The following is a 24,299-nucleotide window of genomic DNA, read 5'->3' as shown; positions in this document are numbered from 1 at the left end:
CCCTAACGGAAATCATAGTATGAATGCGAGCCTGCCGAAACTCGACGACCTTGACCGCGCAATATTAAAAACACTGATGGCTGACGCCAGAACGCCCTACGCAGAAATGGCAAAGCAGTTCGATGTCAGCCCTGCCACTATCCATGTGCGTATCGAGAAGATGAAGTCGGCTGACATCATCGAGGGAACGGAGGTGATCATCAATACCAAAAAGCTTGGCTACGATGTGTGCTGCTTTATTGGTATTAACCTCAATGCAGCTCGTGATTACCACTCCGCGTTAGAAAAACTCAACGCGCTCGACGAAGTCGTTGAAGCTTACTACACCACGGGCGCGTATAACATATTCGTCAAATTGATGTGCAAATCGATTGAAGAGCTGCAATTTGTACTGATCGACAAGCTGCAAACCATTGATGAGGTTCAGTCCACGGAGACATTGATATCGTTGCAGAACCCGATCAACCGAAACGTAAATCCGTAAAATTTTTTATAAAAACTGTACAAAAAAGGCCAACCGAACGGTTGGCCTTGATGTTTTTTGCTCAATTTACGCCGCAATACCCGAATGGCGCAACAGTGCATCGATTTGTGGCTCGCGGCCACGGAAGCGCTTAAACAGCTCCATTGGCTCTTCACTGCCCCCCATTTCTAGGATGTTGTTCAGGAAGCTTAGACCCGTCTCTTTGTTGAAGATGCCTTCTTCTTCAAAGCGAGAATACGCGTCTGACGACAGCACTTCAGCCCACAGGTAGCTGTAGTAACCCGCACTGTAGCCACCAGCAAAAATATGGCCGAAGCTGTGTGAGAAACGCGCCCACTCAACCGCAGGAACTACCGCGACTTTCTCTTTCACTTTCGCCAGAGTTTCCAGTACACGCGCACCCACTTCAGGGTCATATTCGGTGTGAAGCGTGAAGTCGAACAAGCCGAATTCTAGCTGACGCAAAATACCCATCGCAGATTGGAAGTTTTTCGCTGCGAGCATTTTGTCTAGCATCGCTTTAGGTAGCGGCTCACCTGTCTCATAGTGACCAGAAATGAACGCCAGCGCATCCTCTTCCCAACACCAGTTTTCTAGGAACTGACTTGGTAGCTCAACCGCATCCCAAGGCACGCCATTAATACCTGAAACAGCACCTGTATCAACTTGCGTCAACATGTGGTGGATTCCATGACCAAACTCATGGAATAGCGTCACGACTTCATCGTGCGTGAACAGTGCTGGTTTGTCGCCCACTGGACGGTTGAAGTTACACGTTAGATACGCAACCGGCGTTTGCAGCTCGCCAGATAGCGTAACGCGACGACCACGACAATCATCCATCCACGCGCCGCCACGTTTGTGTTCACGAGCGTAGAGATCTAGGTAGAAACTGCCACGGAGTGTGCCTTCAGCATCAAAGATATCGAAAAAGCGCACGGACTCATGCCAAGTGTCTACGCCTTCGCGCTCAGTAACGGTCATGCCAAACACGCGGTTTAGCACTTCAAACAGACCGCTCACGACTTTTGACTCTGGGAAGTATGGGCGCAGTTCTTCATCCGAAATTTGGAACAGGTGCTGCTTTTGTTTCTCGCTGTAGTAAGCGATATCCCAAACGTTCAGCTCTTCAACACCAAACTCACTTTTCGCAAACTGACGTAACTCTTCGACTTCACGTTCACCTTGCGGTTTCGCTCGTGTCGCTAGGTCATTCAGGAAGCCCAGCACTTGATCCGGCGTTTCAGCCATCTTTGTTGCTAACGACTTTTCACTGTAAGTATTGAAACCTAGCATACGTGAAATTTCATGGCGCAGTTTTAGCTGCTCAGTAATGATTTCTGAGTTATCCCATTTGCCTGCGTTTGGACCTCGATCAGAAGCGCGCGTCACGTACGCTTCGTACACTTCTTTACGCAACTCTTGGTTATCGCAGTACGTCATGACAGGTAGGTAAGATGGGATATCTAGCGTAATGAGGTAACCATCTAACTCTTTTGCTTCTGCGGCAGCTTTCGCTGCTGCCAGCGCCGATTCTGGCATACCTGCTAGGTCTTTCTCGTCTGTGATGTGCTTGGTCCAACCCATGGTGGCATCCAGCACATTGTTAGAGAATTTAGAGCTCAGCTCAGACATACGTTTGCTGATCTCGCCGTAACGGTGCTGCTCATCGGATGGCAAACCAATGCCTGATAACTCGAAATCACGCAGTGCATCAGTGATGGTTTTCTGCTGGGCACGAGTTAACGTTGCAAATTCTTCGCTCGCTTTGATGGTTTTGTACGCTTCGTACAACCCTTTGTGCTGACCAACCCAAGTGCCGTACTCTGACAAAATTGGTAGGCAACTTTCGTAAGCTTCACGTAGCTCTTCGCTGTTCACTACCGAGTTCATGTGACCCACTGGCGACCAGATGCGGCTTAAGCGATCATCCGCTTCTTCAATTGGCGCAATCACACTGTCCCAAGTTGGGTGAGCGTTGTCTTGTAGAACTTCATCGATTTTTGCTCGGCAGTCAGCAATCGCTTGCTCAACGGCAGGCTTGATGTGTTCTGGTTTAATTTGAGAAAACGGAGGTAGGTCCGTAAACGTCAGAAGAGGATTAGACATGAATAATTCCTTTTGTGTTTTGACTCTGTGATTGCCTGTCTATTTTGTGTAGATAGGCCAACTCAATGTACAGACGAGCCAGCAACATGGATTGGGGGAGCTCCGTTCCCTTTCTCTATGCCGCGATGACCATCATATAGTCAACCAGCGCTACTCTGTCCTTGAGTCTTGTTATACCTAAATGAAATTTCACACCCTTTTGAGTGCGAGAAACTCACCTAGTTCAATTCGATTACCAATAGTAAGTGTGGGTGACTTAAAGAAATTTCAATAGCGTCCCCTTATCAGAGGAACAGATTTGATTGGAAGTTCTACATCTTTAAGTTACTTGAGTATAATACCGCCATAGAGTGAAAATCACAGACCACACTCAACCAAAGAGTGTTTCGAGAGTTTAATTTGTTAAGTTACCGCCACAGCTTCCACGCTGGCAACCATGCCGACGTGGTCAAACACATCGTTCAAAGCCTCATTCTTGATGCGCTGAAACAAAAAGATAAGCCATTCGTTTATCACGATACCCACTCGGGTGTGGGCCGTTACGATCTGACTCACGAATGGTCTGAAAAAACGGGCGAATACAAACAAGGCATCGCACGTATTTGGGATAACCCAAGCATTCCCGAAGACATCAAAAGCTACATCGATGCCATTAAAGTGCTCAACAACGGCGAGAAGCTGCGTTACTACCCAGGCTCACCACGTGTAGCGCGCGCGCAAATCCGCCCACAAGATCGCATGGTGCTGACCGAGTTGCACCCGGCCGATCACCCATTGTTAGAGCAAGAATTCCATCGTGATCGCCAAGTGAGCATCTTCAAAGAGGACGGGTTCCAACGCCTCAAAGCAAGCTTACCGCCACAAGAACGTCGTGGTTTGGTGCTGATTGACCCACCATACGAACTCGCGAAAGAGTATCGCGATGTGGTACGAGCGATTCATCAGAGCCATAAACGTTGGGCAACCGGTATCTACGCAATTTGGTACCCAGTGGTAAACCGCCACGACATCGAAGATATGATCGAAGGCTTGGAAGCACTGGGTATTCGTAAAATTCTGCAAATCGAGTTAGGTGTTGCACCAGATACCAACGAGCGCGGCATGACGGCATCCGGCATGATTGTGATTAACCCGCCATGGAAACTGGAAAGCCAGATGAAAGAGATTCTGCCATTCCTGCAAGACGCGATCGCACCAGCAACTGGCCACTGGAAAGTGGACTGGATTGTGCCAGAGTAAGCACTTCAGTACTGCTATCTTCAAGCGCAACGATATTCTCGTTGCGCTTTTTTATGCTCTCACCTTCTCCCTCCAGTCGTGCTTATTCTTCTTTTTGTGCCTCTCATCGCTATTTGTCATAAGTATTGTCGCTTTTTCCCATTTAGGAATTAGTCGAATTCGATTTATGATAGTGGGATAACGGTGGCATTGAGTTCGGGCAAGGTCATCCCAATCTATCTATGTACCAGATAAAATTTATAAGCTCTTGGAGAAAGTAATGGCGACTCATTTTGACTATATCTGTATCGGTGGCGGCAGTGGCGGCATCGCATCTGCAAACCGCGCGGCGATGTACGGCGCGAAAGTTGCGCTAATCGAAGCTCAAGACCTTGGCGGTACCTGTGTAAACGTAGGTTGTGTACCGAAAAAAGTGATGTGGCATGGCGCGCAAATCGCAGAAGCAATGAACCTGTACGCAGAAGATTACGGTTTTGATGTCGACGTGAAAGGTTTCGACTGGAGCAAACTGGTTGAGAGCCGTCAGGCGTACATTGGTCGTATTCACCAATCTTACGATCGCGTTCTTGGCAACAATAAAGTAAACGTGATTAAAGGCTTTGCTAAGTTTGTTGACGAAAAAACTGTCGAAGTAAACGGTGAACACTACACAGCAGATCACATCCTGATCGCGGTTGGTGGTCGTCCTACTATTCCAAACATTCCAGGCGCTGAATACGGCATCGATTCAAACGGCTTCTTCGACCTAGCAGAGCAACCAAAACGCGTTGCGGTTGTGGGCGCTGGCTACATCGCAGTTGAAATTGCTGGCGTACTGCACGCGCTAGGTACAGAAACGCACCTGTTCGTACGTAAAGAGTCACCACTGCGTAGCTTCGATCCAATGATCATCGATACGTTGGTTGAAGTGATGGACGCAGAAGGTCCAAAACTGCACACCCACTCTGTACCAAAAGAAGTGGTAAAAGAAGCCGATGGCAGCCTAACTCTGCACCTAGAAAACGGTGAAAGCCAAAACGTTGACCAACTGATTTGGGCAATCGGTCGTCACCCTGCGACAGACGCAATCAACCTAGCGTCAACCGGTGTGGCAACGAACGAAAAAGGCTACATCAAGGTAGACGAATACCAAGAAACCAACGTGAAAGGCATCTACTGTGTGGGTGACATCATGGAAGGCGGTATCGAGCTAACGCCAGTAGCAGTGAAAGCGGGTCGTCAACTTTCTGAGCGTTTGTTCAACAACAAACCAAACGCGAAGATGGACTACGATTTGGTACCAACTGTGGTATTTAGCCACCCACCAATCGGCACTATCGGTCTTACAACGCAAGAAGCAGAAGAGAAGTACGGCAAAGACAACATCAAAGTCTACACATCTGGCTTTACTGCGATGTACACCGCTGTTACTAAGCACCGTCAACCATGTAAGATGAAGCTTGTATGTGCGGGCGAAGAAGAAACGGTTGTTGGCCTACACGGCATCGGTTTCACGGTAGATGAAATGATCCAAGGCTTCGGCGTAGCAATGAAGATGGGCGCAACCAAAGCAGACTTCGACTCTGTTGTGGCTATCCACCCAACGGGCTCTGAAGAGTTCGTAACGATGCGTTAATTACGCTCTAATCGCATTGCTGATTTCAGTGAATCATTTGAAAAGGTCATCTTAGGATGACCTTTTTTTGTTATCCCATGCTTAACTCGCATTCTCTAATAATGTGCGAATAAACTCGGCTTTAATAGCACTCTCTTGCTTACCATCATGAATCAGACACAAGTCTGCACGCAGTGACTCTTTCAGCTTGATAAAACGAATCCCATGCCAATGATGCTGAGAAAACGTCGACGGAACCAACGTCACGGTATTGCTGTTTGCTACATATGCCATCAAGGTGCTTGGCTCCACCACTTGTTTGCCAATATGGGGTGAAAAGCCTTCTTGCAGACAGGCATTGATGATGAAGTTTGCCGAGGCAGAATTCGCCAAACTCATAAACGCAAACTCACACGTCTTTAAATCTTGGAGCCGCAGCAAAGATTTGCTGGCTAACTCATGTTGCTCCGACACCGCCACCACAAACACATCTTTGCCCAAAGATACCGACTGATACGGATAAATGTTGAGTGCATCAGCAAAACGCACAATGCCCACATCGATTTTCTTCTCGCTCAGATGCTTCTTTTGCGTCTCTGGGTTAAGGTCAAAAATGTCGGCGTGATAAGTGTCATGCTCAGCATGGAAGCGCTGTAACAGACGATCAAATCCGCCCCAAAATGCGCTACTTACCACACCAACTCGCAGGATATTTCTCTGGTTCAACCCCACTTGCTGCACTTGATTGAGCGAGACATCCAAGGTCTGAAAAATCAGTTGGCATTTGGACTCCAACAATCGCCCGGCCTCCGTCAGCATGACATTTCTTGAATCGCGCTCAAACAGTTTGACGTTAAGCACCTCTTCCAACTCTTTGATGCGATTGCTCAACGGCGAATTGGTGATATTGAGATTCTCAGCCGCCTTAGTGAAATGCTTGGTTTGTGCGACCTCGTAAAAGTAACGCAGCATCTTCAGCGTCACGCGCTCAAATGGTTCTGACTTCATGCATTGAGTCCTAGCGAATTTCATCATCCTCTTTTTAAGGATGATAGTAGCGAATAAAGCAAAGATAACCAGCGCAGAAAGTCACACAATGGAATCAACACACAACCAGAAGGTGACTAACATGAATCACGATCCAGTAATCGGCGCGCTACAAACCATTCGCGAACGCAAACCAAACTTCCAACCTAAAGCGGCGTTTATTTTAGGCTCTGGCTTAGGCGTATTGGCAGACGAACTACAAGACAAAGTGGTCATTCCATACGAAGAGCTCGAAGGCTTTCCGGTTAGTACCGTGCAAGGCCACTCTGGTGAGTTGGTGCTTGGTACCATGGGCGGCGTAGACGTAGTGTGCATGAAAGGTCGCGGTCACTACTACGAACACGGCTCAATGAAGGTCATGACCACGCCCGTGCGCACCTTTAAAAAGCTGGGCTGTGAGTTTCTGCTCGTCACCAACGCGGCAGGCTCACTTCGCCCTGAACGCATCGACGTCGGTTCTCTGGTGGTATTTCATGACCACATCAATACCATGCCTGAATCGCCAATGATCGGTCCGAATGATGAAGAGTACGGCCCGAGGTTCTTCAGCCTCGCCAATGCGTACGACAAAGACCTACGTGCAGAAGCGTTTGAAGTCGGCAAAGCCAATGGTATTCACCTGAATGAAGGTGTGTTTGTCTCTTACACAGGCCCCAACTTTGAGACCGCAGCCGAAATCCGCATGATGCAAATCATCGGTGGTGATGTCGTGGGCATGTCGGTCGTGCCAGAAGTGATTTCTGCGGCGCATTGCGGCTTACCCGTATTGGCAGTATGTGCGATCACCAACATGGCAGAAGGCTTGGGAGATGTAGAATTGTCTCACGCCCAAACATTGAAGTGCGCGAAGCTAGCCGAAGCCGATTTCATTCGCTTTATTAAGCGCTTTATGAAGCATCACTTCTAAAGCCGTTTCATCCCAAAAAGAAAAAGGGTCATCAAGTTACTTGATGACCCTTTTTCGTATCACGTTTCCCAACGTTCGGGGGCATTTCGGAGCCGTTTGTGCGTTTTACTTAACTGCGCGAACCAATTCAGCAATGCCTTCCCAATCGCCGTTGTCCATCATTGCGGTTGGCACCATCCACGTACCGCCACAAGCTACAACCGATTTCAGCGCTAGGTAATCTTCCACGTTGGATGGGCTTACGCCACCTGTTGGCATGAATTCAACTGGGTAAACCGCCGTGAGTGCTTTCAGCATGCTTACGCCGCCTGATGGCTCAGCAGGGAAGAACTTCAACGTACGCAGACCCATTTCCATCGCTTGCTCAACCAAGCTTGGGTTGTTTACACCCGGTACGATAGTCACGCCACGTTGCTGACAGTATTTCACTGTGGTTGGGTTGAAGCCTGGGCTAACGATAAAGTCCACGCCCGCTTCGATCGCGATGTCCACTTGTTCTGTGGTCAGAACGGTGCCCGCGCCAATCAACAATTCTGGGTACGCTTCACGCATGATGCGAATCGACTCCGCCGCAGCTTCGGTGCGGAATGTCACTTCCGCACATGGTAAACCGTTTTCTACCAACACTTTTGCCAGTGGCAGAGCGTGTGCTACGTCGTTGATTGCGATAACTGGGACGATTTTGATTTCTCTTAATCGTTGTTCAAGTGTTGTCATGGGGAACCTCTAAAGAATAAAGCTTAATGTTGCGACGATAATAAACGCGATACTGCCAAGTAACGTTTCCATTACCGTCCAAGTTTTTAATGTGGTTTTCTCATCCATCTCAAGCAGACGAGATACCAACCAGAAACCAGAGTCATTGAAGTGAGACAGTACCGTTGCACCACCCGCAATCGCGATTACGATAAAGCAAAGGTCGAGTTCACTCAAACCTGTTGATGCTGCCACAACTGGAGCGATAAGAGCCGCCGTAGTGGTTAGCGCTACGGTTGCCGAGCCTTGAGCAACACGCAGACAAGTTGAAATCACAAACGCCGCCACAATCACAGGCATACCTGTGTCTGTAAGAACGTCAGCCAGTGCATCACCAATACCGCTTGAGCGCAGTACGCCGCCAAACATGCCACCTGCACCCGTTACTAGGATAACACCACAGATAGGAGCCAATGACTCACCACATAATTTTTCTAGTTTTGCCATGCCGTAGTCTTTGGCAAACACAGCCAGACAGACAATCAAAGTGATCAGCAACGCAACTGGGGTTTTACCTAGCATACGTAGGAACTCAACCAGTGCCGTTTTACCATCAATCACACCCGCAACCGCCAGTGTGTTCAATACCGTATCCAAACAGATTAGCAGTACTGGCAGCACAAGGATGGTCATAACCGTGCCAAATTTTGGTGCGTTGCGCTCATCCACCATCGCTTCGCCATTAAAGAAGGCTTTAGATAGTGGGATATCGAATTTTTTGCCCGCGTACAAACCAAATAGGTAAGCGCCAAGGTACCAAGTTGGAATAGCCACCAGAATACCCACCACCAATAACAGACCGATGTTTGCGCCAAGGAATTCTGCCGCTGCAACCGGACCTGGATGTGGTGGAACAAACGCGTGCATAACCGCAAAAGCACCGGCTGCTGGCAACGCGTATTTAATTGGTGAGCCACCAAAACGAGCCGCCACACTGAGGATGATTGGCATCATCACTACAAGGCCAGCATCGAAGAAGATTGGGAAGCCAAACAGTAATGAAGCGACGCCCAAAGCAAATGGTGCGCGCTCTTTACCAAAGCGACCAATCAAAGTGTCTGCCAGCACTTTCGCACCGCCAGTCACTTCAAGAATTTTACCGATCATCGCACCAAGACCAACCAGCAATGCCACGGAAGCCAGTGTGCCGCCGAAGCCGCCCATCATGGTCGATACGACTTTCTCAGAAGGAACGCCAGTGGCGATTGCCGTACCTAAACTCACCAGAGTAAGGGAAGCAAAAGCATGGACTTTCAGTTTAATGATCAGAACGAGTAACGCTGCAATGGCAAGGCCTGCAATCGTCAGTAGGAACGTAGGATCTGGGGCTTGGGTTAATTGCTCCATAGGTTCACCTTTAAGAATTATTGTTTGTGTTATGGTTCACATTTATTTCAGTTACCGGTAACATGTTACCGATAACATGAATAAGATAAACCCATATTTTAAAGTGAATTCAAAAATTGAGATCACGCGCAAATTTGGTTATGAGGATAAGTTATGGCTGGTAGTAGTGTCATCGTTATGGGCGTTTGTGCTAGTGGTAAAAGCACAATTGGTGAGCATCTAGCGAAAAAGCTAGGGCGTAAATTCATTGATGGTGATGATCTTCATCCACGAGCGAACATTCAGAAAATGGCATCGGGCCAGCCTCTGAACGATGATGATCGCAAGCCATGGCTAGAACGCATTCGTGATGCGGCGTACAGCCTAGAAAGCAAAAACGAACACGGCATCATTGTCTGTTCAGCACTGAAAAAGATTTACCGCGATCAGATCCGCGAAGGCAACAACAACGTGACCTTCCTGTTCCTTGATGGCGATAGGGAGTTGATCCTTAATCGCATGCGTATGCGCAAAGGCCACTTCATGAAAGAAAACATGGTGAAGAGCCAATTCGAGACGCTAGAGCGCCCAGACAACGAGCCTCAAACTCTGATCGTCAGTATCGACGGAGACATCAGCGACGTGGTGGAACGCTCTGCCGCTGAGCTAATCAAAATGCAAGCGATCGAGGTGGCGTAATGACTCACTCTGTTGTTCTTGAGGTCACACAACGCTTGACCGAGCGCAGCCGTGAAGCGCGCGCTGCCTTTCTTGCTCGCACCGAAGTGCAAGCCGAAGCTGGCAAAGGCCGTGTTGGTTTATCTTGTGGTAACTTAGCCCATGCAGTCGCCGCTTCTTGCTCTTCTGAAAAGAAAAATATTCTCGATTTTACTCATGCCAATGTCGCGCTGATCAGCGCCTACAACGACATGTTGAGCGCCCACCAGCCGTACCAAGACTACCCAGCACAAATCAAAAAAGTGCTGGCGGACTACGGCCATACGGCGCAAGTCGCAGGTTGTGTGCCAGCGATGTGCGATGGGGTGACTCAAGGTCAAGCAGGCATGGATATGTCGCTGTTTTCGCGTGACTTAATTGCGCAATCAACGGCGTTGTCTTTGAGTCACAATGTCTTTGATGCCACATTACTGCTTGGTATCTGTGACAAAATCGCCCCGGGGCAACTGATGGGCGCGCTGTCTTACGCGCATCTACCGACTGCGTTTGTACCAGCGGGTCTGATGGCAACAGGCATCAGCAATGAAGAGAAAGTCGACGTGCGCCAAAAATACGCAGCGGGTGAAGTCGGCAAAGACGCTCTGCTGGATATGGAGTGTCGCGCTTACCACTCTGCGGGGACGTGTACGTTTTACGGCACAGCCAACACCAACCAGTTGGTGTTCGAAGCCATGGGCTTAATGCTGCCAGGTTCGGCATTCATCCATCCCCATACCCAACTGCGTAAAGCGTTAACCGATCACGCGGCTCTGAAAATCGCCTCAATGACGGCGGGTTCTGCACACTTCCGTCCGTTGGCAGAAGTGGTCACAGAAAAGAGCTTGGTCAACGGCATCATCGCTCTACTCGCATCTGGCGGCAGTACCAATCACACCATTCATATGATCGCCGTGGCGCGTGCTGCTGGTATCTTGCTCACGTGGCAAGACATCAGCGATCTGTCGGATGTGGTTCCTTTGTTAGCTCGCGTTTACCCGAACGGCCCAGCCGATATGAACGCGTTCCAAGACGCGGGGGGCGTGCCAGCGTTATTGCACCGCTTGAACGAATCCGAGCTTTTGCATCGCGATGTGAAACCCGTGTTTGGTGAATTTGAAGACCAAATGACGCTGCCGAGCCTTGTCGATGGACAACTGACTTGGACACCGTGCCAAGGCAGCCAAGACGGTGACGTGATCGCCAAACCGGATGCCACTTTCCAAAATACTGGCGGCACTCGCGTATTGACTGGCAACTTGGGCAAAGCCGTGGTGAAAGTGTCTGCGGTAAAAGAAGAGCAACGCGTAATAGTGGCACCTGCGATCGTATTCCAATGCCAACACGAAGTGGAAGCCGCGTACAAACGTGGCGAGCTGGACAAAGATTGCATCGTTGTGGTCACACACAACGGCCCAGCGGCAAACGGCATGCCTGAACTGCACAAACTGATGCCAATTTTAGGTAACGTGCAAAAAGCGGGCTTTAAAGTGGCGCTGGTTACTGACGGTCGTTTATCTGGTGCATCCGGTAAAATTCCGTCTGCGATTCATGTTTCTCCAGAAGCCATTCGTGGTGGCGCGATTGGTTTGGTGCGCAACGGTGATTTGATTCGTCTGGATTGCCAAACGGGCGAACTGAACAACTTAAGCGATACCACTGGACGCGAGTTGATTCATTTCGATACCGAATCGACCCAACAAACATGGGGACGAGGCTTGTTTAGCGTGATCCGCCAAAACGTATCGAGTGCAGAAGAAGGCGCAAGCTTTATTGTTTAAGGCTAGAAGAAAGACCTCGTCATTCCGACGAGACTAAGCAAGATCAGGAATCTACTATCAACGTGCTGTGAAGTCAGAGAAAACACCTCTGCCACAGCACTTTTTGTTGGTAGATCCTGAATCACACTCGTCCCTCGCTGTTCAGAATGACGAGTTTTTGAGATTGGCCACCGCTCTTTCTAAAACGAATGAATCCGTCATTCCGACGAGCCTAGGCGAGATCAGGAATCTAATATCAACGTGCTGTGAAGCCAGAGAAAATCCCCTCTGCTACAGCACTTTTTGTTGGTAGATTCTGAATCACGCTCGTCCCTCGCTGTCCAGAATGACAAGCTTTAGGATTGGTCACTGCTCTTTCTAAAAAAATGAATCCGTCGTTCCGACGAGCCTAGGCGAGATCAGGAATCTAATATCAACGTGCTGTGAAGCCAGAGAAACCCCCTCTGCCACTGCACTTTTTGTTGGTAGATTCTGAATCACGCTCGTCCCTCGCTGTTCAGAATGACGAGCGTTGGGATTGGCCTCAGTTCTTTCTAAAAACGAATGAATCCGTCGTTCCGACGAGCCTAAGCGAGAGCAGGAATCCACTATCAACGTGCTGTGAATCCAGAGAAAACACCTCTGCCACAGCGCTTTTTGTTGGTAGATTCTGAATCACGCTCGTCCCTCGCTGTCCAGAATGACAAGCTTTAGGATTGGTCACTGCTCTTTCTAAAAACGAATGAATCCGTCATTCCGACGAGCCTAGGCGAGATCAGGAATCCACTATCAACGTGCTGTGAATCCAGAGAAAACACCTCTGCCACTGCACTTTTTGTTGGTAGATTCTGAATCACACTCGTTCCTCGCTATTCAGAATGGCAAGCTTTGGAGTTGGCCTCGGTTCTTTTTAAAAATGAATGAGTCCGTCATTCCGACGAGCCTAGGCGAGCTCAGGAATCCACTATCAACGTGCTGTGAAGCCAGAGAAAATCTCCTCTGCCACTGCACTTTTTGTTGGTAGATTCTGAATCACGCTCGTCCCTCGCTGTTCAGAATGACGAGCTTTGGGATTAGCCTCAGTTCTTTCCAAAAAACGAATGAATCCGTCATTCCGACGAGCCTAGGCGAGATCAGGAATTTAATATCAGCGTGCTGTGAAGCCAGAGAAAACCCCTCTACCACAGCACTTTTTGTTGGTAGATTCTGAATCACACTCGTCCCTCGCTGTTCAGAATGACGAGCTTTAGGATTGGTCACTGCTCTTTCTAAAAAAATGAATCCGTCATTCCGACGAGCCTAGGCGAGATCAGGAATCTAATATCAAGGTGCTGTGAAGCCAGAGAAAACCCCTCTTCCACAGCACTTTTTGTTGGTAGATTCTGAATCACGCTCGTCTCTTGCTGCTCAGAATGACGATATCTAGCATTCAGTAAATTACATCAAGCGGTCTTCATCATTACGACCGCAGCAATCACCACAAAGATACCAAACCAGCCGATTGGTTTGAGTTTCTGCTTAAACAGCAAGGCTCCACCCACTGCGGTACCCAAGATACCGATCGCACCCCAAGAGGCATAAGCAATGGCTAAGTCGATCTCTTTCACCGCTTGTGCCAACAGCGTGAATGCTGTCAGTACCAACACAATCGCCGCAATGCCCCAGCCTTTATATTTAAAACCTTTTGAGCGTGTCAGCGCCATATTGGCCATGATATCGACCAAGGCAGCCATCACGACAAATCCAAATGACATCGTAAAAAATTGACTCATGATTCGCACCTTGTACTAGTAGAAAATGAACGTTCTTTTGCCGGTTTATCGGCATTTTTCTTGGCGTTAGGTTGACCATGTGATTCCCCTAAGGTCACACACACAATGCCAACAACGGCTAACATCAAACCAAACAACTCTTGATGGTTTAAGTGTGCATCAAAGGCGATGATCGACACCACGGTGATCAACGAGATACCCAACCCTTCCCAAACAGCGTATGCCACACCGATAGATATTTTCTTCGCGGCAAACGCGAGAAAGTAGTAAGAGATTGCGATCAGCACATACATTACGATGTAGCCCCACCACCCGTGCCCTTGTCCGATAAGAGACATAGTGCTTGTACCAGCCACTTCGGCAACGATGGCGAGCAATAAAAATAGACGTGCAACTAGCATGATTAATCCTCCATCAGAAATAAAAAAAATGCATAACGGAGAATGGTGAATGTCGCGTACCTGTATCGACATTCAAAAAGTTAAAAAGATAAAAATGAGCCACTTCTCCTGACTATTTGAGATAAGGTTAGCGCTGGGTAGGAAAAAGAGACAGGTAATTGAGATATTCATTTTTGAATATCTTAAGAAGTAAGTTGTCTATGTAATCACATAATATTGATAAGGTTAAAGCATCTACTCTCTCATTCAGCCGATGCCATCAGGTGACGTCATTGCGTAAAAATCAGCGGCGTATTGAGGGTTTGTCGCACCACTTTATGTAGGTGTCTGTGCAAAGGATGGTTGCGGTTGGTTTGAAGGAAACCGCCAGAGACCACAAACTGACTGAACTCACGATTAACGGGTGGCATTGCGTAAGAGGCGAGTTCTGGCATCAACAATGCCGAGCTTTGACTGGCATACATAATCGCGTCGGTTTCTTGCAACATTTGGCAAGCCAAACGCAAATTATAGGACTTCAGTAACACTACTGGCTCATAACCCATGCGTCGATACTCGGACTCCACGGTACAAAGCGGTTTATATGACGCAGGCGCAGGCAAAGAGACGAGTGGTAGTTTGGACACCGTGTCCCAATCATTGCTGACTTTCGACAACGTTGGGTGGTTTTTGCGCGCCAAAATCACTCGTTTTTCAACGAATAACGGGCGCATGTAAATGTCTTTCGACAGCTCGGTCTCTTGGTCAAGAATGCAGTAATCGTGCTCGCCTTCTAACATTTCATCGTGCGAGTAAGTATTCCAGCTGGAAAAGGCAAAGTGCGCTTTGGGAAAGGCTCGATGACAACCAGTGAGCAGTCGCTGCCCTTGTTCATCCATCAAATAAGGGTCAGTTACAATCGCAATCTGCCCTTGGTATTGCAGTGGGTCGAACACTTCAAATTCTTGCACCACTTTTTCCAGTGGTGCAACCATATTGTCGAACTCGGCGGCGAGACGAATCGCCATGGGTGATGGCTCTACTCCATGTGCTTTACGCACAAAAAGCGGGTCATCAAACACTTGCTTCAACTTCATCACGCCGCGGCTGGCGCTCGGTTGAGAAATGCCAAGCTGCATTGCGGCCAGCTTGATGCTGCGGTTTTCCACCACGGCTTTTAATAAACGCATTAAGTTGAGATCCAATGCATCCAGCTGATGTGCCATACCCTAACCTACCAATACCATTGATGAGCGAATACAAAGAGCAGTTAACAATTAGTTAAACACTCTCTCCCGACGTGATCTGATAACCCATATCGAAGACTTTTTCTTCTTGCGTTTCGCCTTTCAGGCGCGCAATTAATAGCTCTGCGCTCTTTACACCAATTTGGAAACGCGGCGTATCAACGCTGGTCAGTTTCGGACTGATGGTTTGACCGATATCCAGCGCGTTATAGCCCGCCACTGCCAATTGCTGTGGAACTTGAATGCCACGTTGCTGCGCACTCAGCATGGTGCCAATTGCGATGTCATCGTTGGTACAGAACACCCCATCGAGCGTTGGGTGCGTTTCCAGTGCACGTTCGAGCAAATCATGCGCTAAAGAAAAACTCGAATGATCACCAGTTAATACATGTTTAGGTTCTAGCCCTGCTTCTGTCATCGCGCGATCGTAACCTTGCATCCGCAATTTGGTTCGCGTATCCAGACGCGCGCCAAAATAGACGATTGTACGCTTCCCCGTATCTAGCATCTGCTTAACCACGGTGTACGACGCATCTTCATGATCGAGTCCAACCGCCATATCAATCGGCTCCGATGGCAGTTCCATGGTTTCGACCACCGGAATGCCCGCATTTTTGATCATCTGTAATGTACGCGGCGTGTGATGGCTTTCAGTTAGAATAAGCCCATCGACTTGATAAGAGAGTAATGACGCGATCTTGCGCTCTTCTTCAAGCTCATCGTAGCTAAAATGCGCTAAAAGCGTCTCATAGCCATTGGCTTTGGTCACCATCTCTATGCCCTGAACAAAGGAAGCAAAAATTTGGTTGGACAAAGACGGCAGTAAAATACCAATGGCTTTACTGGAGGACTTTGACAACATCGCCGGTGCACGGTTTTCGATGTAACCCATCTCTTCAATCGCAGTCGCAATCTTGGCCCGAGTCTTTTCTGCCACCGATTCAGGGTTACGCATATAGCGTGAAACGGTCATCTTCGTGACGCCAACCTGGTCTGCGACATCCTGCAATGTCGTACGAGTTTTCTTATTCTGTTGAGCCATAAATATGTGATTTATCAGTAATGTTACAAGTAACATTATGACGAATAGACTCTCTGCCGACAAGCTCAGTGAAAATAATTCGCAAAATCATGACGTTATTACTCCATTAGCCATCAAATTGCGTTTCATGGATTGTGAATCAAAACCGAATAAATAAATGACATTTATATCAAAGTTCTTATAAAATGCCGTACCTAAAAGAATAAGACATTAGTCACAGTGCAGTTAGGCTCTAGCGAAACCCAGATTTACTACCACCTGCTTGATCTGGACGACTCCCAAAAGCAGCAATACCTCCAAGCATTGCAACGAAGTCAACCTGAGCTGTATCGACAACTCGTTCCTCTTTTAGCCAACGAGACACCGGAAGAACAACTAACGCAGTTACTTTATTTTGGTGCTCATCAGGCAACGAACCAAGACGTCGATCTAAGCGGAGAAATCATCAGTAAGTACCGCCTAACTCATGAGTTGGGGCGTGGTGGCATGGGTGTCGTATACGCAGCTCTACGTGCAGATGAAACGTTCGAGCAAGATCTGGCTATCAAGTTTATTCAAAGCAATTTGAGCAATGTGTTAGGGCAACGCGCACTCTTCGATGAAGCTCAACTTCTCGCGCGTCTAAACCATCCTTACATCGCGAAAGTGTTTGACGGCGGTCTCCATCAAGATTCGGTTTACATCGTGATGGAGCGGGTGTTTGGTCAAACTTTGGATGAGTATCTATCTGAAAATAAGCTAGAAAAAACGGAGAAGCTGCTGTTGTTTAAGCAGATCTGCCAGGCGATGGAGCACGCCCACCAGCACCAGGTTTTGCATGCCGATCTAAAACCAGAAAATATACTGATTGATCGTAGCAAGCGTCCCAAGCTGCTTGACTTCAACTTGACTCAAAAAGCGCACTCCAACCGAGAAGATTCACCCTCAGCGCTGATTGCGTTTAGCCAAAATTTTGCCAGCCCAGAGCAGCAAGCAGGACTGGTTCTAACAGAGCAAAGCGACGTGTACTCCTTGGGCAAAATTCTCGCTTTGATGTTTCCATCACCAACAATTTGGTCTGATGTTTACTGGGTGATAAGACGCGCAACGCGTCCTGCCACTCAAATGCGATATACCGATGTTAGAACATTGCGCATTGATATCGAACGAATTATCGAACGCCGTCCAATCGAGCAGAAAAAAAACTGGCCATTGTATAGCGCCTTTCGCTTGGTACAGCGACGTCCCCTTGCTTCGGTATTGTCAGGCATCATTGTGCTCTCTGGTGTGTTATTTGGCAGCGCCATGATGCAAAAGAATATCCAGCTGCAACAAGAGAAAAAGATTGCAGAAGATATGATGTACGAAATGACTCGCCTCATATTCCACGCGAAGGGGCAAAATGTCGAACATCTCTCAGTGAACTCCATGATGGAGTTAACACGAAGGCGGATACTCTCTAACCCAGATATCCCCAAACATATAAAACAAAAAATGTTGTTGGCGATGATGACACCGGTGCCAGAGAAGCACCTAACTACACCAATGAGTTGTCAGCCAAATTGTGCGTCTAAGGACAGCACCAACCAATAAGGCTTAAAACAAGATGTATACACGTTCAGTGGTATTTTGGCTGTCTGCATTGACGGCTACGTCCACGTTGGCAGCAGACGTTTCAGCTGCCACTTCACACCCACCAGCTTCAACCTTGAAGCAAGGCTACTTTATCGACGCCCCAGTGACTGGCCTGTATTACAAAACCAGTTCCAATATCACTGGCGTCACTCAGCAAGGAGCATTTCATTACCAACCCGGTGATGTAATTAGCTTCTTCCTTGGTAACGATGATAAAGGTTATCTGCTGACGACCTTATCAAGCCAAGAAGTGCTGACGCCGACGATGGCGACAACCAAACCTAGCCGCAGCATCAATATGACGCGTCTGCTGCTTTCTCTCGACAGCAGGCCTGAGAATCGTGAGGAAATTGTCCTAGCAAACCGTGTGCTGTCTGATCCTCACTTTCAAAGCCAGCTCAAAGGCCTTGATCTCAATTACCTGGATGACGCTAAACGCTACCTCAATCTCGATTGGGTATCTGTCAATGAGGCGATTGAGCACCTAAACGAAAGCCAGCAGTACATTGAAAAAAATTTTTCCTCTGATGAGATCATTTTTGAACCTCGCGACATGACGTTCAAAAACATCGTCATCAAAAAGAAGGATTGGCAAGGCCGCGCTTGTGCTTACGATCTACGCTATCAGCATCATCCCAAATATCGTCCTCCTATTGGTGAAACTCGATTCACCATCACCAAAGACTCATTGATTGAACACCCAAGCATTGGCGATCATTTTCAAGGCTGCTTCCTCTCGATGAAACGCCCCATCACGGAAGATGTCGTCGAACCGATAAGCAAGTTTGCGGATTGGTTTAATATCGTTGGTTGTTCAATCACAGGGTGCACCCGCAACGACTTGAATGGCTTCTCTCTCGAAGACTTCGATGATGAAGGCGACTGGAAGTACCGCTCCGTTGCCCTCAATTTTGATCCGAGCACCGAGTTATTGATGGAAAAAGTACAAGGTCTCGGGCGTAAAAAAAACATCCAACACAATAACCGTACAGAAATGCTCTGGTTTACGTATCCCAATACTAGCGAACACGACATTGACTACCTCGGTGTGTGGCAGCAAACCGAATACCACCAACAGTCCATGACACAATCATGCCTATTGATGCGCCATCAACAAGTCATGCGACTGCCGAAAAATACGGACACCTGCCCAACCGATACAAGCCTGTACACCCAAGATGTTACCCGCGAATTTGCCGACATGTGGTGGGTCAACAATAGCGCCCCCAAAGCCGAACTCGCGCAAATGAACGTCATGGTGCGTTGGTCAACAACCCCATCCGAAATCAATTACACCACCTGGGAATACTTGCCAGCTGGTGCAACTTGGGAGCAAGGCATTTTATATCGCTATCAACAAAATGTTCTGCGCAACCAAGACGGTTCCGATCGCATTGAAACCCACACCATTTCTGAATTTGTCAAAGTGAGCGAGGATGTATAACCATGGCAACAGCAGTAGCACTGACACAAATCATTCAACAATGGCAATCTGGTGATAAACGAGCTGAGAGCGAGCTCTATCAGTTTGCTTATTTACAGTTGCGTAAGATCGCCCAACATGAGCGTGAACGAAATGCAGAAAAGTACGGCACCGACAACAAAGTACTGGCAGACAGCGTCAACAGCACCACGGCATTAATTCATGATGCTTACCTGAAAATGTCCAACTGCGACATGAGTGAAATTGAAACAAAGCGCGATTTCTTTTTGATGGCCGCCAAAGTGATGCGTCAAATTTTGATCGACAACGCACGCTCGCACCAAGCACAAAAGCGTCAACACATTACATTGATGAGAGATGAAGAAGATCGTTTCGAGCAATTGATTATCATGGATAAAGCTCTGGATAGTTTCAGTAGCCGCTATCCACGCCAATCGAGCGCACTCAAACTCAAGTATTTAATGGGCATGAAAAACCAAGAAATCAGTGAGCTACTCGAATGCAGCGCAAGCCTGATAGAGAAAGACCTCAAATTCTCTCGCAGTTGGCTACAATCACGAATGGCGCACACGTAATCATGAACAAAAAGCTTTGGATAATCGGCGCAGTATGCGTCGGTTTGTTCGGTATTTACTTCATTTCAAACAAACACAATTTGGCATCTGTGGAAGACTCGTCAGACAACGCCGACAAGTCAACCCAGCAAGCACATCGTCAATATGAGCGCACATCTTTAGTTGAAGTAAAGCAAGCGTTGACAGGTTCTGCGTTGGATCGCACTCATAAAAAAGCGGGAGATGACGCATTTAACTCCGCCCTTTTAGGACAACCAGGCCCTGTTACGAATCCATTTCATACCACAGAAGACAACACGTTTTACGAGTCAGCATTGGGTGATAAGAACAGCCGACCACAAGAGGACCCATCAGAGAATAATAAACCCATCATCAACCTCACTGTGGAACAGCAGCTACAAACCATTATTTATGCTTGGGAGCTGAAACAAAACTCTCCGGTGAGTTATTCGCTCAACCTTAACCAGCTTTTTGAAGACCCAGATGGCGATCTCCTCACCACTCAGATTTGGCTTGAAAACGCCAATGGGTTAAGAGTCCTCAACCAAGGACAAATGATGGTGCAAGGAGCGCCTGAGGAAATAAAAACCACCACATATTTGGCGGTAGCAGCGCGCGATGATTATCACGGTAATAGCGATCATGCATGGGTCACAACGCGCTTTGAGTTACCCGTTATCACACCCGATCAAAATGACACAGAACACTCGTTAGTTGGCGATGTAGTTTATCGCCTAGAGACGACACAAAATCTTGCAGGTATCGCGTACGCGTATGAAGTGGTGTATTGCGAGGCCTTTCAGTTTGAGGGGGGCGAAGTAAGTTATGCCGCCTCACACAACAAACGCCAGTGTCCTGAAAAGGGAGACTTGAAAAAAGTGGGCAAGTACAAAATCAGTGATGACTCGTTGATCGTTTATGTCCAAGGTGTACGCCAAATTTGGACCATCAAAAAAGAATACCCATCTCAGGTTCATGAAGATACTCGGAACTACTTCACCACCGTGTTTGATGGTAAACAATTCGAAAGCTACACCATGCAAAAAAACAAGCAATCGATGGAAAAGCGCATCAACGCACCGACAGGGCGATATTTACGCCAGATATCCTTTTTTGACTATTTGTTACCTCTCCCAAGCGGGGGGTATCTGGTTGCTGAAGCTGGCAATTATATTTATCACTATGGTACTAAAGTCGTGGGTCCGCATGGTGAAAGTCTCGAATCCGATCTCAATTTACGAACTTATGGTCCTAACCTGTATTGTAGCGATGTCGCCATTTGGTATCACAGCCATGTCATTGCTGGTCAAGGAGACTATCAAATAGACATCATATCAGACCCTAACCCAGACGATCCGACTTACCAAATTGATTGCCACGAGTTCATCAGCGCCCCTGCTACTGGACAACAATCGTTATCGTTTGATCTTAACTATTCCCCTTACGATGAACTACTTGATGGCGAGGTGTATAGCTACATTTTACGTCCGAAACCTGAGCTCGCTGATCACGTTGAGGAATTTAAGATCAACATGATTTATCACGCCCCTGTCCTTAGCGACACCCAATAAACCTCTATTTACAGGTGGTTATTTTGACAAAACAATCATCACCAAAATAAAACTGGAAGCGTGATCAAATTATCAATTTTCCATCATAGACAAAAAATAGAAATAAATTTTACGGGTTTTGTGCGGATTTTCGTGTCTTGAACCTAAGCTCAATAGTCATTAAAAAGACACCACTCTCTTATATCTCACTAGTGAGATATAAGGAAAAAAATAATAAAAAAAGCGACTTTCTCATTCGGAAACGAAACAAGGACAAATAAATAATGAATAAGGTGAGTTTACTAGCAGCGTCAGTGGCTATCGCTCTTACAGGCTGTGGCGGTTCAGATGGTGGTTCAAACAGTGCTAACGACGGCGTTGTGATCACAGGTTTTGACGGCTACTTCAAGCATGCCGTTGTTTTTGAAGATACGAACAACAACGGCCAATGGGACACTCAAGAAACATTCCTTGGTCTGACCGATGAGAAAGGTCAGCTTAAATTGGATGCAAAACCAGAAAGCACTCTAGCGCTGCAGACCATTACACCAAACGGTGCAAAGCAGAAACAGCTTATCGCTTTGGATGCTAAAGAGTACGCTGGCAAATACACGGTTGATATGGATCATCCAGGCCAAGCCATGGCCCACGAAATCGTGTTCCGTGCACCAACATCGTCAAACGTGATTTCACCTATCACGGACCTTGTTGCGATTGAAATGGCAAAAGATCCAGCCATTAGTGAAGAAGACGCGAAAGCGAAAGTAAACCAAGCGCTAGGAGGCTCAGAAGAAGCACCAATTGATCTGTACAGTGATTTTGTTGAAGGTGCGACAAAAAACGCCGAACTACATAAAACCGCTCAGATTCTGACCGACTCGAAAGCACAAAACCCAACGAACTACGAGAAAAAAGCCACGGAGTTTGCTCAAGCGGCAAACCAAGAAGTGGAACGTCTTGTTGCATCTGGCGAAAACATCAATGACCCAAATCTACGTCCAATCATCACTGACGCGACCCCAGACAGCGACACCTTAGCACCTGAAACGGCAGTTAATAACAAGCTAACCGTAAACAAAATCGTCGAAAAGGCAGCTAAAGATAAGCTAGAAAATCTACCAAAAATCGTACAAGGCGTGGACTTTGATGGCTTAGAGCTAGACATTGAAGGTCTATTTGCAGACAAAGACCAAAACCTTGTGACAACCAAACTGACGCACAACTTTGCAGGCACAGGCATTGAAGTTGTGCAAACTGGCAACCTGATTGTTCTACAACCAACTGCAATCGTAGAGAAAGCTGGTGATTTTGAGATTGTTCTAACGGCGCAAGACATTGATTCGTCAGGTAAGGTTTTGGGTACGGTAAGCACCGTATTTCAGTTCGAAATCGAATCGGCAAACTTACCACCAATGGTTGTAGAAACAGAACAAGCGCATCTGCAGTCCATCGTTGATGGTTGGTACCTACAACAAGGTGAAGTATTTGAACAAACGCTCGATATTTCTAGCTTGTTCCAAGATAAAGACGGTCATATCACCGACTACTCAGCGGACTATGTGGACATTGAAGGTCTAACAGTATCTGAGGATGGTAATGCAATTATCACCATTAAAGGCACACCAACAAAAGCAGGTGAAGCTGGAGCAACACTTGCGATTAGCGCAACAGATGGCCATACCGCGGTACAAATTGCGCTCAGCATGCCAACGGTTATCGAAGGCGTCACGCCACCACCAGTAGTACCGACTTTGGGCTTCACTCACGAGCACTTCAACGGTCAAGAATGGAAAATGGGTAGCTTTGCACAGAAAGATGGTGAAATCGGCTACGCCATGTTGATGCAAGATTCTGAAGGCCTACTATTCTGCTGGGGTTCAAACCACGATGAGATGAGTCAAGAGTACAAAGCGAACATCAGTGACTTCCTAAAAGACACATGGGAACACGATGCTTACGCCATTCTTGCCGATCTGGACCAACAAACTGGTTACACAGAATACAACAATAAAGACTGTAACGACGTTGAGTTGAAAGACGGCAAGCTATACAACAGCTACGGCGACGAGTATGAAATGTTGTACCAGCACAAAACCGAGCATAACGGCACTCAAATGATCGTTAAAATCTCAGATGATGAGCTGTTCTGGATGGACTCAAGCAATACCCCATTCGCAGAATCACTTTCGGTTGCAGAACACATCAAACAAGGCACGGTAGAGCATGACTTGATGGTAGAAAGTAATGGCACAGGCGACGACACAGTCCTGAAATACTCGTCAGGTGCGTACGAATACGACACTGATACTTACAACTACACTTCGTTCATGCCAACAGGATTCCAAACTCCAGGTAATTGGGAAATCCAGAATGATGAAGACCGTGAACTGCTGATTCTAGAAGAAACAGGCTCAGAGTCAGATTACAAAACTCGTCATCGTTACATCAACCGCGATTTTGGTGACTTTTATATTGGTATTCGTTGGAGTAAAGAACAAAACGGTCATGAATCCGCACCGGAATATGGTCTGTACTCTAACAGCAAAGAAGCCATGACAAGCATCGCGAGTTCACTACCGATTTTGGAGCCTGGTGATGATGACTAAAGCAACCATCGTTAACCCTTGCTGTGATAGCGTGCATTTGCGTAGAAGACGCAGAACATTTTGGGAACGATTGGTCGGCATCAAAGAAGTGTATATCTGCTCTAACTGTCACAAAGAAACGCCACTCAAATAG

The 24,299-nt window shown here is 47.4% G+C and carries 20 protein-coding genes; 12 read left to right on the top strand and 8 right to left on the bottom strand.

The features are described from left to right. Positions 1-19: 19 nt before the first annotated feature. The gene (gene asnC / locus R7P72_RS19365; protein ID WP_005379160.1) at positions 20-484 is read left to right on the top strand and encodes a transcriptional regulator AsnC; all 465 of its coding nucleotides are present in this window, start codon (positions 20-22) and stop codon (positions 482-484) included. Positions 485-550: 66 nt separating this feature from the next. On the opposite strand, the gene prlC is transcribed toward asnC, so the two are convergent. Then, positions 551-2,593, bottom strand: coding sequence for an oligopeptidase A (prlC, locus tag R7P72_RS19360; protein WP_017635033.1), 2,043 nt, complete (start codon positions 2,591-2,593; stop codon positions 551-553). A gap of 399 nt (positions 2,594-2,992) precedes the next feature. Between prlC and R7P72_RS19355 the strand changes: the two genes are divergently transcribed. Together R7P72_RS19355 and gorA are read left to right on the top strand one after the other, a co-directional pair. Then, positions 2,993-3,832 (top strand): 23S rRNA (adenine(2030)-N(6))-methyltransferase RlmJ, encoded by an 840-nt coding sequence (locus tag R7P72_RS19355; RefSeq protein ID WP_005379158.1) that lies wholly within the window; start codon positions 2,993-2,995, stop codon positions 3,830-3,832. A gap of 259 nt (positions 3,833-4,091) precedes the next feature. Beyond that, positions 4,092-5,447, top strand: a complete 1,356-nt coding sequence (gene gorA, locus R7P72_RS19350) for a glutathione-disulfide reductase (RefSeq protein ID WP_005379157.1) — start codon at positions 4,092-4,094, stop codon at positions 5,445-5,447. Positions 5,448-5,528: 81 nt separating this feature from the next. On the opposite strand, the gene R7P72_RS19345 is transcribed toward gorA, so the two are convergent. Then, positions 5,529-6,434 (bottom strand): LysR family transcriptional regulator, encoded by a 906-nt coding sequence (locus R7P72_RS19345; protein WP_005379156.1) that lies wholly within the window; start codon positions 6,432-6,434, stop codon positions 5,529-5,531. A 121-nt stretch (positions 6,435-6,555) separates the two neighbouring features. Here R7P72_RS19345 and xapA point away from each other — a divergent pair, with 121 nt between their 5' ends. Beyond that, on the top strand, positions 6,556-7,380 hold the full coding sequence (gene xapA, locus R7P72_RS19340; RefSeq protein ID WP_005379149.1) for a xanthosine phosphorylase: 825 nt from the start codon (positions 6,556-6,558) through the stop codon (positions 7,378-7,380). A 105-nt stretch (positions 7,381-7,485) separates the two neighbouring features. Here the strand turns inward: xapA and R7P72_RS19335 are convergent, their stop codons facing one another. Further along, positions 7,486-8,097: a bifunctional 4-hydroxy-2-oxoglutarate aldolase/2-dehydro-3-deoxy-phosphogluconate aldolase gene (locus R7P72_RS19335; RefSeq protein WP_005379148.1), complete on the bottom strand. Its 612-nt coding sequence runs from the start codon at positions 8,095-8,097 to the stop codon at positions 7,486-7,488. A gap of 9 nt (positions 8,098-8,106) precedes the next feature. Further along, the gene (locus tag R7P72_RS19330; RefSeq protein WP_005379142.1) at positions 8,107-9,483 is read right to left on the bottom strand and encodes a GntP family permease; all 1,377 of its coding nucleotides are present in this window, start codon (positions 9,481-9,483) and stop codon (positions 8,107-8,109) included. 153 nt (positions 9,484-9,636) lie between these two features. On the opposite strand from R7P72_RS19330, the gene R7P72_RS19325 reads away from it, so the two are divergent. Continuing rightward, on the top strand, positions 9,637-10,161 hold the full coding sequence (locus tag R7P72_RS19325; protein WP_005379140.1) for a gluconokinase: 525 nt from the start codon (positions 9,637-9,639) through the stop codon (positions 10,159-10,161). Continuing rightward, complete coding sequence (gene edd, locus R7P72_RS19320) at positions 10,161-11,957, top strand: phosphogluconate dehydratase (RefSeq protein ID WP_005386249.1); 1,797 nt, start codon at positions 10,161-10,163, stop codon at positions 11,955-11,957. Before R7P72_RS19325 ends, edd begins: the two co-directional genes overlap by 1 nt. A gap of 1,421 nt (positions 11,958-13,378) precedes the next feature. Here edd and R7P72_RS19315 read toward each other — a convergent pair. From R7P72_RS19315 to R7P72_RS19300, 4 genes are all read right to left on the bottom strand, one after another. Beyond that, positions 13,379-13,708, bottom strand: coding sequence for an SMR family transporter (locus tag R7P72_RS19315; RefSeq protein WP_031780884.1), 330 nt, complete (start codon positions 13,706-13,708; stop codon positions 13,379-13,381). Then, positions 13,705-14,109, bottom strand: coding sequence for an SMR family transporter (locus R7P72_RS19310; protein ID WP_005384225.1), 405 nt, complete (start codon positions 14,107-14,109; stop codon positions 13,705-13,707). The genes R7P72_RS19315 and R7P72_RS19310 overlap by 4 nt, the downstream gene beginning before the upstream one ends. A gap of 269 nt (positions 14,110-14,378) precedes the next feature. Then, positions 14,379-15,314, bottom strand: coding sequence for a LysR family transcriptional regulator (locus R7P72_RS19305; protein ID WP_005379132.1), 936 nt, complete (start codon positions 15,312-15,314; stop codon positions 14,379-14,381). Between the two features lie 55 nt (positions 15,315-15,369). Further along, entirely contained in the window at positions 15,370-16,377 is a 1,008-nt protein-coding gene (locus R7P72_RS19300) for a substrate-binding domain-containing protein (protein ID WP_017636149.1), read from the bottom strand. A 219-nt stretch (positions 16,378-16,596) separates the two neighbouring features. Between R7P72_RS19300 and R7P72_RS19295 the strand changes: the two genes are divergently transcribed. The 6 genes from R7P72_RS19295 to R7P72_RS19270 all read left to right on the top strand — a co-directional run bounded on the left by R7P72_RS19295 (position 16,597) and on the right by R7P72_RS19270 (position 24,299). Beyond that, on the top strand, positions 16,597-17,949 hold the full coding sequence (locus tag R7P72_RS19295) for a serine/threonine-protein kinase (RefSeq protein ID WP_132937274.1): 1,353 nt from the start codon (positions 16,597-16,599) through the stop codon (positions 17,947-17,949). Between the two features lie 13 nt (positions 17,950-17,962). Further along, positions 17,963-19,435 (top strand): chromosome partitioning protein ParA, encoded by a 1,473-nt coding sequence (locus R7P72_RS19290; protein ID WP_132937273.1) that lies wholly within the window; start codon positions 17,963-17,965, stop codon positions 19,433-19,435. 2 nt (positions 19,436-19,437) lie between these two features. Continuing rightward, on the top strand, positions 19,438-20,010 hold the full coding sequence (locus R7P72_RS19285) for a sigma-70 family RNA polymerase sigma factor (protein ID WP_005379118.1): 573 nt from the start codon (positions 19,438-19,440) through the stop codon (positions 20,008-20,010). A gap of 2 nt (positions 20,011-20,012) precedes the next feature. After that, entirely contained in the window at positions 20,013-21,581 is a 1,569-nt protein-coding gene (locus R7P72_RS19280; RefSeq protein ID WP_132937272.1) for a hypothetical protein, read from the top strand. 263 nt (positions 21,582-21,844) lie between these two features. After that, entirely contained in the window at positions 21,845-24,166 is a 2,322-nt protein-coding gene (locus R7P72_RS19275; RefSeq protein ID WP_132937271.1) for an acid phosphatase, read from the top strand. After that, the gene (locus R7P72_RS19270; RefSeq protein WP_155486777.1) at positions 24,156-24,299 is read left to right on the top strand and encodes a hypothetical protein; all 144 of its coding nucleotides are present in this window, start codon (positions 24,156-24,158) and stop codon (positions 24,297-24,299) included. The genes R7P72_RS19275 and R7P72_RS19270 overlap by 11 nt, the downstream gene beginning before the upstream one ends.

It is taken from the genome of Vibrio sp. Vb0888 (assembly GCF_033338835.1).
GTDB classification, from domain to species: Bacteria; Pseudomonadota; Gammaproteobacteria; order Enterobacterales; family Vibrionaceae; genus Vibrio; species Vibrio alginolyticus.
The sequence above is the reverse complement of the archived record's forward strand: the minus strand, read 5'-3'. Positions and strand labels throughout refer to the sequence as shown.